Genomic DNA, 11,033 nt, shown 5'->3' on the forward strand with positions numbered 1-11,033 from the left:
GCCGCCCCGCCCGCCCGTTCGGACCGGTCAGATCCAGGTGTCGAGCCACATCCTGGTCTGCCAGTCGGGATACGGGATCGTGGTCCCCGTGTAGACGGGGAAGAAGTAGATGAAGTTCCACACGATGAGCAGGACGAGCGTTCCCGCCGCCACCGCGCCCCGGTGGCGGCGTTCCGCGCTCGCGCCCGGCGGACCGAGCAGCGCGCCCAGCGTCATCGCCACGGCCAGACACAGGTACGGCACGAACACGACGGCGTAGAACGAGAAGGTCGTACGGTCCTGGTACAGGAACCACGGCAGATAGCCCGCGCCCACGGCGCACAGGACGGCGCCCGCGCGCCAGTCGCGGCGCAGCGCCCACCGGAAGAGCAGGTACACCAGCGCGCAGCACGCCGACCACCACAGCAGCGGTGTACCGAGGGCGACGACGGCCTGCGAGCAGCCGGTGAGCGCGTGGCAGCCCGCCTCACCGGGTTCGGGGGAGTGGTACGAGAACAGCACGGGGCGGCCGAGGACCAGCCAACTCCACGGATTCGACTCGTACTTGTGGAACGCGTCCAGGTTCACGTTGAACCGGTACACGGCCGCCTCGTAGTGCCACAGACTGCGCAGCGGGGCCGGTATCCACGACCACACGCCGCCGCGGCCGTCCGCCCAGTGCCGTCCGTAACCGCCGTCCGACAGGAACCAGCCGGTCCACGTCGTCACATAGGTCACCACGGCCACCGGGGCGAGGGACAGCGCGGACCGGCCGAGGTCCTTGCGCAGCACCGCCCGGTAGGGGTGGCGGGCCCCCGCGACACGGCGGGCGCCGACGTCCCACAGCACGGTCAGGACCATGAAGAAGGCCAGGAAGTACAGGCCGTTCCACTTGGTCGAGGCGGCCAGCCCCAGACAGACACCGGCCGCGAGACGCCACGGCCGCCACCCGGTCCCCGCACGGTCCCCGGTCTCCGCGTCCGGGCCGGCGTGCCCGTCCCCGTCGACCGGCAACGCCGCCGCGAGCCGGGCCCGGGACCGGTCCCGGTCGATCAGCAGGCAGGCGAAGGCCGCCAGCACGAAGAACATGACGACCAGGTCCAGCAGGGCGGTCCGGCTCATCACGTAGTGCAGACCGTCCACCGCCATCAGCAGGCCCGCCAGACAGCCCAGGAACGTCGAACGGAACAGCCGGCGCCCCACGCGGCAGAGCATCAGGACCGACAGCGTGCCCAGCAGGGCCGTCATGAAGCGCCAGCCGAACGGGTCGAGACCGAACATCCCCTCGCCCACGGCGATGACCCACTTGCCCGTCGGCGGGTGGGCGACGAAACTCCCCGTGCCCGAGAGGGAGATCACCTGGGGGTCGGCCAGGATCTGCGGGTCGGCGACCTTGCGGTCCGGCCAGGTGCCCTCGTAGCCGAGCCGCAGCAGGGACCAGGCGTCCTTGGCGTAATAGGTCTCGTCGAAGGCGAGTTCGTGCGGCCGGCCGAGACGCCAGAAGCGAATCGTTCCTGCCAGCAGGGCGACGAGCAGCGGCCCCAGCCACGCCATCGCCCGCGCGACGCGGTACGCGGGCTCCGGACCGAGCCCCACCCTCTCCCAGAGCCGGGTCGCCGGCTCCGGGAAGGGCGGCACCAGGCGCTCACGGGTGTCGCCGCGCGGGCGTCCGGGGTACCCGAACAGGCGCAGACGGTCGTTCCGGCCGAGGGGCGCCGTCGTCGAACGGGTGCCGTGGAGCATCGCGGTGAAGTCGTCCTTCGGGAGTGCGGGCGGATCCGTGCCGGTGGCCCTCAGGCCGGGACCGGGGGTGCGCCCGGAGGCTAGCAGGACCGGTCCGGCGCGCTATGAGTGGCCGTGGGCACCGGGGCCCCTTCGTGCCGTGGTCGAGATCATCCGAGGTCCGGGCCCGCGTGGCTGGGCCGTTCGCGGGTACTCGGCGTCCCGTCGCAAGACCTGTCGGGCCGACGGGTACCCATGCGCAGACGCATGCGCACGGATCGCGCTCAGGAGAGGAGCCAAAGACATGGGACACGGTGGAGACGTCATCGCCGAACTGACCACGGACCACGGCGAGGTGGAGGAGTTGTTCGGTGAGATCGAGGCACTGCCGTCCGGGGACCCCCGGCGCAAGGAGTGCGTGGACAAGGTGACCATCGAACTGGTGCGTCACTCGGTCGCCGAGGAGGCGTACCTCTACCCGGCCGTCCGGGAGCACGTCCCGGACGGCGACGCGATCGCCGACCGGGAACTGGAGGACCACGCCGAGGCCGAGCGCACCCTGAAGGCCCTGGAGCGGTGCGAGGCCGACGACCCGGACTTCGATCTGCTGATCACCCAGCTGATGACCGAGATCAGGGCGCACATCCGGGACGAGGAGGAGAACCTCTTCCCCCGGCTGCGTGCGTCCTGCTCGGCCGAGGCGCTGAACAGCCTCGGTGACAAGGTCCGCACCGCCAAGAAGACGGCGCCGACCCGGCCCCACCCGGCGGCCCCCGACACCCCTCCGGCCAACAAGCTACTCGCCCCCGGCATGGGCCTCGTGGACCGCATGCGCGACGCGCTGAGCGGGCGGGGGAAGGACGACTGACATCCGTACCCTCCGGGGAGGCGGTACGGGGACGGCGAGGGGCCGGTGGAGAACAGTCGGAACTGTTCTCCACCGGCCCCTCGCCGTACAACCCGTGAACCCGGTCAGCCGTCAGCCGTCAGCCGTCAGCCGTCAGTCGTCACCCCTGACGATGTGCGCGTCCGCCCCGGTCCCCGTGACCCCGGTGCCTTCCCTCCTGTCGGCGACGGCGGGAAGGCACAGGCGCACACCCTTCCCGCGCCGACGCCGGGCCTTGGCCCAGCCGCTCTCGCGGACGACGAGTTTCTCGACGGTGTGCGTACTCACGACGCCTCATCTTCTTTCGGGACCCGAATCGTTTCTTCTCGCTTGGTGCGGCACGGGTTCCCGTCGGCCGAGCGCGTAAACGGCGCCGTCGTGCGCTCGGGGTCCACACGGGCCCGGTGCCACCGCGTTCACCCGGACGCCGTCCGCGTCCACCATCCGGACGCGACGGAGCACCCGCCGCCTCCCGGTCCCGGTGTCCTGACAGTCGGAGGACGCCATGGTCACGGGGTTTTCGTCGCGCGCCGCGGGAAACGCCCGGGCGGGGGCCTTCCGCGGGCGGGTCCGTCGAGGTGAGCAGGTGTGGGGAGGCGGGGCGGGGGGACTTGGTGGGCAGACCGGATTCGGCGACGTTCCCCTGGGGGCCGGCCCGGTCAGGCTTCTCTGGTTCAGACAACGTGCCGGAGGAGCCGTCCCCCGTAATCGCCTACAGCGCGCCCCGCTCGCAGATGCGCCGGGCCACCTCGCGGAGCTTGATGTTGTTCTCCTGCGAGAACCGGCGCAGCACGTCGAACGCCTCCTCCTCGCTGACGTGGAGACTGCCCATGAGGATGCCCATGGCCTCGCCGATGAGGTGCCGGGTGGCCACGGCCCGCTCCATCTGGGCGTGTGTGCGGGCGCTGGAGAAGGCGACCGCGGCATGCGAGGCGAGCAGCCAGCCCGCCAGCTCGCTGACCTCGGTGAACGCGCCGGGCTCGCGGGGGTAGAGGTTGAGTGCGCCCAGGTCCTCCTGCTCGGTGAACAGTAGGAACCCCATCATGCTGCCGAGGCCGAGCCGGCGTGCGGCCGGGGCGTAGGCGGGCCAGCGCGGCTGCTCGGCGGAGAGGTCGTGGATGCGGAAGACGCGCTCCCCCGTCGAACTGCGGGCGGCGTCGAAGCACGGCCCCTCCCGCAGTTGTTCCTGCAGCCGATCGCTGTCGATCACCAGTTGCTCCGTGGCGGCCAGCGACTCCACGGTCGAGTCGTGCAGCACCAGGATGCCGGCCGCGTCACAGCCCGTCACCAGTTCGGTGGCCGAGGCGGTGATCCGGTCCAGCGTGGCGTCGACCGACGGCTGTGCCAGCAGGTCCCGCGCCATCGACGCCATCTGCCGGGCGAATCGATCCCAGTCCACGCCGTCCTCCGTCTCCTCGTCGCCCTGTCGGGACCATCCTCGGTCCCAGCCTCGCACGCGCGCCCGCGCGAAGCCGCCATGACAGCGCCCGCCCCGGAACCTCGGCGGATGCGCACCACCGTCGCCCGCACGCCATCGCCTGCCCCCTACGGCCGGGGCCAAGCCGCCTTCCGGTGTCGCACCGCGACGCCGCATCCACCGCCGTGAGGTGTCCGCAGGTCGGGACGGAGCGGTTCGGGGGTGCGTCCCGCCGCGGATGTGGCACTTGGGGGAGCATGGAGTGGACCGACAGGACGGTACGGGAGACACGCAGGCGCGGCGCGGCCGTCGTGACGACGCTGCGGCGGGCCTGGACGGAGCCGGGCCGGGAACGGGATCTGGTGGCGCAGGCCGCGAAGGGGGCACTGGCCGCCTGGGTGGCGTGGGCGGTGGCGGGCTGGTGGCTCGGCGCACCGATGGCGTTCGTGGCGCCGTGGGTGGCGGTCGTCCTGGTGGAGTCGACGGTCTACCGGTCGCTCGCGCACGGGCTGCAGCAACTCGCGGCGATCGCCGCGGGCACGGTGCTGGCCACGGCGGTGGCGCTGGTGCTGGACACCACGCTGGTCACGATGGCCCTGGTCCTGCCGACCGTACTGCTGCTGGGCCAGTGGCAGCGGCTGGGCAGCCAGGGCGTGTACGCCGCCACCGGCGCGCTCTTCGTGCTGACCGGCGGCCAGGTCACCGTCGCCGCCTCGGCGGCCCGCGTCGCGGAGGCGGTCTTCGGCGCGCTGGTCGGCGTCGCGGTCAACGCGCTGGTACGGCCGCCGGTGTACCTGCGCGACACCGCCGCCGCGCTGCGGGACGCCGCCCGCGAGGCCGGGGAGATCCTGGACGCCGTCGCGGACGGGCTGGCCGCCGGTGAGTGGAACGGGCACCAGGCGGGGGAGTGGCACGAACGCGCGCTGCGCCTGGGCCGCCTGGTGGAGCAGGCGAGGTCGGCGATCGACTGGAGCCGGGAGAGCATGCGCGTCAACCCCCGGGGCCGTCGCAGGCACGGCGTCGCCGCCCCGGGCGAGGCGTACGGCGACGCGCTGGTCGTGCTCGACCAGGTGGCCGTCCACACCGCGGGCGTGACACGCACGGTGTGGGAGACCGTGGACGACGGCAGGGCGGCCCGGCCGGACGACGTGATCGCCCGCCCCTACGCCGACTTCCTGCGCCGCACCGCACACGCCGTCCGGCTGTACGGCCGCACCCGCTTCGGCCCGTGCGATCACGACGGGCCCGCCGCCGCGGAGTTGCGGGAGGCGGCCGTCGAACTCCGTCGCACGCTCGACGAGTTCCGCCGTCGGTTGCCGGGTGCCGTCGACGACGACCCCGACGCGCTCGTGACCTACGGAACGCTGCTGGCCCAGGCCCATCGCCTGGCCGACCAGCTCGTCCAGGACCCCCACCCGGGCACCGGCCGGACGGACGGGCGTGGGCCGGGGCGGTAGCCGGTCGTTATCCGGTACTTATCCGGGTAGTAAACGGTCATTGTCGATTGATACCGCTCAACTTAGGCGCTGCGGATGGGGCGTCAATACCCTTCGGATACAGCGCGTCACCGAAGAGACGCAGGTCGGTCCATGTCAGCAGGGGGCATCCATGGGATCCGTTGAGCGGCCTCGCCGCATCGTCGTGCCACCGGGCACGTCCGTGGCGCCCGGCGCCGCGCGGATCACGGCGCCGCCGACGCCCGGACCCGTGGACACCCGGCAGATGTTCGCCGCCCGCACACCGGAACTCCTCGGCGGACTGCGCCGGTTGGACGCCGCGGTGGACGACTCCGCGGTCCGGGACATCGCCGCGTGGCTGTGCGAGCAGTACACCTGTCGCGGGGCTCCGGTCCCGGTGGGTTTCGTCGCGCGGTGCCTGCTCGGTTCCCCCTACGTGGACCACCGACTCGGCCTCGACGGACGCATCCTGGGCCACTGCACCGCACACGACACGATGCCGCCGCCGTTCGACGCCGCCCGGATGCTGGCCCGTTCGGACGCGTACGCGTTCGTCGAGGTGTACGCGGACGGGCTGGTCCTGCCCGTGCTGCCCGACGGCGGTGTCGTCAGGCCCTGAGACGGCGGACCGCGCCGCACGAGAACGACACGGCACCGAACGGAGACGCGCGTGAGCGACATCAACCTCGGCCCCATCCTCAGCAGCATCAACAACCTGGAGCGCCAGCTGGAGCGCTCCGTCCGCTCGCTCGGAGGCCAGATCGAGCAGGTGGACGGTGAGGTCCGCGACGTCAAGGCCGTACAGGCGCAGACCAAGGACCGCCTGGAGGTCCTCTACGACAAGTTCCTGGAGTTCGTCGGGAGAACCGAGCGCATCGCCGCCGCCCAGCGCGCGGAGACCCGGATCGTCCGCATCAACGACGAGGTCGAGCACAAGTACGGGCACCACAAGGTGGTCCGCCGGACCGCGACCGGCATCCTCCAGGCGTTCGACACCGGACTCGTCCAGGAGGAGACGGTCCGGCAGGTCAGCGAGGAGCTGATGATCCAGACGCCGCGCTACTGGCTGGCCCCCGCCCTGGTCGGGCTGGCGGCCTGGGCCGGTGACGACGAGGCGCTGTGCGCACGGGCGGTCGAGGAGGCGTTCCGGCGCTCCACGTCGAAGACCTCCCTCTTCTTCGCACTGATCCTCCGCCGACAGGGACGCCAGGACGCCTCGCTGCGCTGGCTGCGGCACTACCTGGAGGGACAGGACCCCCGGGTGCTCGGCCGGGAGTTCCAGGTCATCCTGGAATGTGTCTCCCAGGGCGCCTTCGGACCCCCGGGCCGCCAACTCCTCACCCGGACACTGGAGGAGTGGCGCAAGCGTCTGCTCGACGACGACGCCGTACGCGCGGCCCAGGCGGGACGCTGGCGGCAGGAGATCGACTCCCTGCGCGCCCCGTCGGCCGCCGCCGACTTCCCCCGTCTGACCGAGGTGTGCCCCCAGTGGGCGGCCCTCGACGACGTCCTCGCCCGCGCCCGCGCGCACGAGGCGCTGCTGAGCCGGTTCCGCACCCTCATGGAGAGCGAGATCCTCCCGGCCCACAACCTGGAGGACACCGTCGACGACATCCTCGACAACCTGGTCCGCAACTCGGACGAGGAGGAACTCCCCCTCCAGCGCGAACTGATGCTCAACCAGGCCATCGTGCGCCACGACGGGGACGAGGAGGCCGCCCGCAGTGAGGCGGACATGCGCTCCGAGGCGCTGGAGGAGACCCGCAACTACCTGAGCGTGCAGTCGGTCGCGGCCCTCGACCCCGAGGCCGTGGGCGCCTCACCCGCGGCTCAGCGGGTCGCCGTCGCGTCCTGCCAGGAGTGGTTCGCGCAGGCGCACGCCGGATTCAGCCGCGACTACCGGGCCGCCGTGCCGCCCAGGATCGAGATCTCGCTGCGCAACACCTATGGCATCGGCCAGGGCACCCAGCGCTTCAAGCTCACCACCTGGACCAAGCCGCTCACCGACGACCTGCCGGACCTGGAGGCGTCCCTGACCCGGCACTGGAGCGGCTACGTCGACCTGTACGTCAAGTCCCTCGCCTACGACTACCGGTCCTCCCTCGCCCTCCTCGGCGCCGCGGTCACCGCGATCCTCGTGGTCTTCCTCGGCGTCCATGTCGGGTTCGCGCTGATCGCGGCCCTCACCGTCGGAGGCATCTGGGGCATCGTCCTGTACAACCGCGCCGACGCCGCGCGCACCGCCCAGGAACAGGCCCGGGAACTGCTCAGCCGGCACATGACGGAGGCCATCGGGCAGCTCAGGGGCGCCCACGCCGAACTCACCGACTGGCAACAGCAGTACTGGGCCGCCGACTTCGTGGAGGCCGAGGCCCGCACGTTCATCGCCTCCCTGAACACCGCGACCGGCGCCCCCTCCCCCTTCGAGGGCCGCGTCGTCGGCGCCGGCGACTGAGCCGGCCGAGAGGACATCACCATGAGCGACGACCTCCCCTTCACCCCGGACTCCACACCCCCCTGGCTCCGGCCCGAGATCCCGGAACACCTACGGCCGTTCGCGGCGCCCCCCAGACCCCAGGAGCCTCCCGCCGTACCCGGTCAGCGCGACTCCGACGCCGCCACGGGGCCCGTTCCGCCCACACCGCCCAGCGCGCCCGCCCCCTGGGCCTCGGACCCGCCGCGTCCGCCGGACCGGCCCACGGCAGAACCCGTCACCCGGCGGCTGCGGCGAACCGTCACCGACCTCCCCGCCTGGGACCCCCTGCCACCGGGGGAACAGCTCGTACGCCGACCGTCGGGGGACCTGTGAACCAGGCCCGGTGGGGAGGCGGCAGCGACTACCAGATCTGGGCGCGGACCCTGGACCGCTGGGCCGACGGCGAACAGCCCGACCCCCTGCACCTGCCGCCGCTGTCCCCCGACAGCCTCCCGGCCGACACCTGGCAACGGCTGCTGACCCGCATCGCCGCCGCCGTCGACCGGCGGCTGCAGGACGGGCTCGACCTGATGGTCCGCGAGGTGAACGACGCCGCGGACGAGTTCTCCGTCGGACGGGCCCTCACCCGGGGCCGCGACGTCCTGCGCTCCGTCCGCTCCGTCATCACCCACACCAGCCTGCCCGCCGACTTCCGCCGGCGCATGGCCGGCCTCATGGACGACCACACCCGCCGCCTCCAGGACGAACTCGAACGGGGCGTGCAGGCACTGCTCGCGGAGGGCGCGGACCCCCACGCCGTCGAGACCCGGCGCCGTACCCTGCGCGACAACCCCCTCACCGCGGTGCTGTCCGAGCCGTCCGCACCGCCCCCCGTCGGCTGGTACGAGCCGACCGGCGGACGTCGCATCGTCACCCCCGACTGACGCCACCACGGAGAACCACCATGCCGAACTACGCCGACAGCAAGCGCGACCTGGACAACTACCTCACCGCACGGGTGCCCGTCGTCGGGCTGCGCACCATCGAACAGGCCCGCGCCCTGCGCATGCTGAAAGAGGTCGCGAGCCGGCCCGGGCGCGCCTCCCAGCAGTTCTGGATCCACACCCGGGCCACCGGCCTGCGCGACCTGCGGTCCGGGGCGGCCGTCCTGGAGGACCGGTCGCTGACCGGAGCCATGGACTTCGCCGCCGCCCAGTTCGCCGCCCGCCCGCAGGCCACGCTCGTCCTGGTCGACCCCGGGGAGCTGGAGTCCGACACCCCCTTCACCCGTAACGTCGCCGAACTCGCCCGGATCGCCGACGCCCATGCCGGATGCGTCGTCCTCATCACCGACAACCCCATCTGGAGCGGTCTGCAGCGCCTGGGCATGAGCCTGCAGCTGGACCTGCCGAACGCCGACGAGATGTACGTGACCATCAGCGGCTTCCTCGGCGACCACCGGGGCGTGGTCGCCATCGCCTGGACCGAGCACGACGCCCGCCGGGCCGCCGAGTTCCTCCAGGGAGTCACCGAGGGCGAGGCGGTGAACCTCCTGGCCACCCTCATCGCCAAGGGCTCGGTGGAAGCAGCCGACGTGCTGGCCCTCGCCAGTTCCAAGGACCGCATCTTCAACAACCTCGCCGGACTCGAACGCGTCGCCCGCAAGGACGCCGACTACTCCGTCGGCGGGCTCACCAGCCTGCGCGGCTGGCTGGAGCGCAAACACCGGCTCATCCACACCGACCTGCGCGGCACCCAACTGCGCCCGCCGCGCGGTGTCCTGCTCGTCGGCGTCCCCGGCTGCGGCAAGTCCCTGTCGGCCAAGGCCATCGCCCAGCAGTGGCAACTCCCGCTCTACCGGTTGGACATGGCCAGCATCCACGGCCGCTACCTGGGCGAGTCCGAGGGACGGATGCGGGAGGCGCTCGACGCCGCCGACCGCGTCGCGCCGTGCATCCTGTGGATCGACGAGATCGAGAAGGGACTGGCCGGCGCCCACGACAGCACCGGCGTCCAGCAGCGCATCATCGGCCAGTTCCTGTTCTGGCTGCAGGAGTCGGACTCCCGCGTCTTCGTGGTGGCCACCGCCAACGACGTCCGCAGCCTGCCGCCCGAACTGCTGCGCAAGGGCCGCTTCGACGAACTGTTCTTCGTCGACCTGCCCGACGACCAGGACCGCAGGGAGATCATCACCCTCTACTACCGGCGCTACGTCAAGGCCGAACCCCACCCGGACCTGCTCGACCGACTGGTGGAACTCTCCGAGGGCTTCGCCGGCTCCGACATCGAGTCGGCCCTCCACGACGTCGGCGCCGAGGTCCTGCTGGGCGGCGGGGCGGACCGGCTGAACCCCGCCTTCGTCGAGGACACCTTCGCCAACACCGCACCCCTCAGCCGCAGCAACCCCGAGCAGATCGAGGAGATCCGCGCCTGGGGCCGGGAACGCGCCGTGCCCGCCGGCCGGTCCGCCACCCCCACCGCCCCGGCCGGCGCGGGCACGCCCCGCAGGGTGGTCGTCCTCGGGGACACCTGACCGACACGGACAGCCGAGGGGGCACGGGGTGGGGGACACCTGGGCGGCGCTGGCGGTCGCCGCCGTCGGAGTCGTGGGCACACTGGGCGCCGCGCTGCTGACGCAGAGCCGGGCCGACCGCACCAAGCGCCTGGAACTCCAGGCCCTGGCCCGGCAGCAGGGAGAGGAACGCGCCCACGGCGAACGCGTGCGCCGGGCCGAGCTGTCGGCGGCCCGGGGACGCGAACTGCTCGACCTGCGACGCGCCTGCTACATCGCGCTCAACACCGCCGCCCGGCAGTACCAGACCGCCCAGGTCAACCTGTGGCACGCGCTCAAGGAGGGCACGGGCGTCGAGGAGTGTCTGCACCAGCTGGACGAGCGCCGCGCCGCCCACCGGGAAAGCCATGCCGAGGCCCAGATGATCGTGCCGGCGGCCGTGCTCGCCGCCGCGGGCACCGTCAGCCGACAGCTCAACAGCGGTTACGGCACGCTGAAGAAGGCCCTCGCCGGCCCTGCCGCCGACGCCACGGCGCTGGAGGCGTTCGAACCGCAGCTGCGGTCGGCGTGGACGCTGCTCTCGGACATGCGGCACACCATGCGCCGCGATCTGGGCGTCGACGACCCCGGCCCGTGACGACGGC

At 72.4% G+C, this 11,033-nt stretch carries 11 protein-coding genes; 8 read left to right on the plus strand and 3 right to left on the minus strand.

Annotated features, from left to right (window positions below; genetic code table 11):
* Window positions 1–27: 27 nt before the first annotated feature.
* Window positions 28–1,722 (minus strand): phospholipid carrier-dependent glycosyltransferase, encoded by a 1,695-nt coding sequence (locus PYR72_RS41310; RefSeq protein ID WP_275460036.1) that lies wholly within the window; start codon window positions 1,720–1,722, stop codon window positions 28–30.
* A 283-nt stretch (window positions 1,723–2,005) separates the two neighbouring features.
* Here PYR72_RS41310 and PYR72_RS41315 point away from each other — a divergent pair, with 283 nt between their 5' ends.
* Complete coding sequence (locus tag PYR72_RS41315; RefSeq protein ID WP_275460037.1) at window positions 2,006–2,569, plus strand: hemerythrin domain-containing protein; 564 nt, start codon at window positions 2,006–2,008, stop codon at window positions 2,567–2,569.
* A gap of 132 nt (window positions 2,570–2,701) precedes the next feature.
* Here the strand turns inward: PYR72_RS41315 and PYR72_RS41320 are convergent, their stop codons facing one another.
* Together PYR72_RS41320 and PYR72_RS41325 are read right to left on the minus strand one after the other, a co-directional pair.
* The gene (locus tag PYR72_RS41320; RefSeq protein ID WP_275460038.1) at window positions 2,702–2,875 is read right to left on the minus strand and encodes a hypothetical protein; all 174 of its coding nucleotides are present in this window, start codon (window positions 2,873–2,875) and stop codon (window positions 2,702–2,704) included.
* A 424-nt stretch (window positions 2,876–3,299) separates the two neighbouring features.
* The gene (locus PYR72_RS41325; RefSeq protein WP_275460653.1) at window positions 3,300–3,959 is read right to left on the minus strand and encodes a GAF and ANTAR domain-containing protein; all 660 of its coding nucleotides are present in this window, start codon (window positions 3,957–3,959) and stop codon (window positions 3,300–3,302) included.
* 302 nt (window positions 3,960–4,261) lie between these two features.
* Here PYR72_RS41325 and PYR72_RS41330 point away from each other — a divergent pair, with 302 nt between their 5' ends.
* The 7 genes from PYR72_RS41330 to PYR72_RS41360 all read left to right on the plus strand — a co-directional run bounded on the left by PYR72_RS41330 (window position 4,262) and on the right by PYR72_RS41360 (window position 11,026).
* On the plus strand, window positions 4,262–5,461 hold the full coding sequence (locus PYR72_RS41330; protein ID WP_275460039.1) for an aromatic acid exporter family protein: 1,200 nt from the start codon (window positions 4,262–4,264) through the stop codon (window positions 5,459–5,461).
* A gap of 151 nt (window positions 5,462–5,612) precedes the next feature.
* Entirely contained in the window at window positions 5,613–6,080 is a 468-nt protein-coding gene (locus PYR72_RS41335) for a hypothetical protein (RefSeq protein WP_275460040.1), read from the plus strand.
* 51 nt (window positions 6,081–6,131) lie between these two features.
* Window positions 6,132–7,916: a hypothetical protein gene (locus PYR72_RS41340; RefSeq protein ID WP_275460041.1), complete on the plus strand. Its 1,785-nt coding sequence runs from the start codon at window positions 6,132–6,134 to the stop codon at window positions 7,914–7,916.
* A 21-nt stretch (window positions 7,917–7,937) separates the two neighbouring features.
* Window positions 7,938–8,270, plus strand: a complete 333-nt coding sequence (locus tag PYR72_RS41345; protein WP_275460042.1) for a hypothetical protein — start codon at window positions 7,938–7,940, stop codon at window positions 8,268–8,270.
* Complete coding sequence (locus tag PYR72_RS41350; RefSeq protein ID WP_275460043.1) at window positions 8,267–8,821, plus strand: hypothetical protein; 555 nt, start codon at window positions 8,267–8,269, stop codon at window positions 8,819–8,821. The genes PYR72_RS41345 and PYR72_RS41350 overlap by 4 nt, the downstream gene beginning before the upstream one ends.
* 20 nt (window positions 8,822–8,841) lie before the next feature.
* The gene (locus tag PYR72_RS41355) at window positions 8,842–10,410 is read left to right on the plus strand and encodes an AAA family ATPase (RefSeq protein WP_275460044.1); all 1,569 of its coding nucleotides are present in this window, start codon (window positions 8,842–8,844) and stop codon (window positions 10,408–10,410) included.
* Between the two features lie 28 nt (window positions 10,411–10,438).
* Window positions 10,439–11,026, plus strand: coding sequence for a hypothetical protein (locus PYR72_RS41360; RefSeq protein WP_275460045.1), 588 nt, complete (start codon window positions 10,439–10,441; stop codon window positions 11,024–11,026).
* The last annotated feature ends 7 nt before the right edge of the window (window positions 11,027–11,033 follow it).

This window comes from Streptomyces sp. VNUA24 (genome assembly GCF_029167005.1).
In the GTDB taxonomy this organism is placed as follows: domain Bacteria; phylum Actinomycetota; class Actinomycetes; order Streptomycetales; family Streptomycetaceae; genus Streptomyces; species Streptomyces scabiei.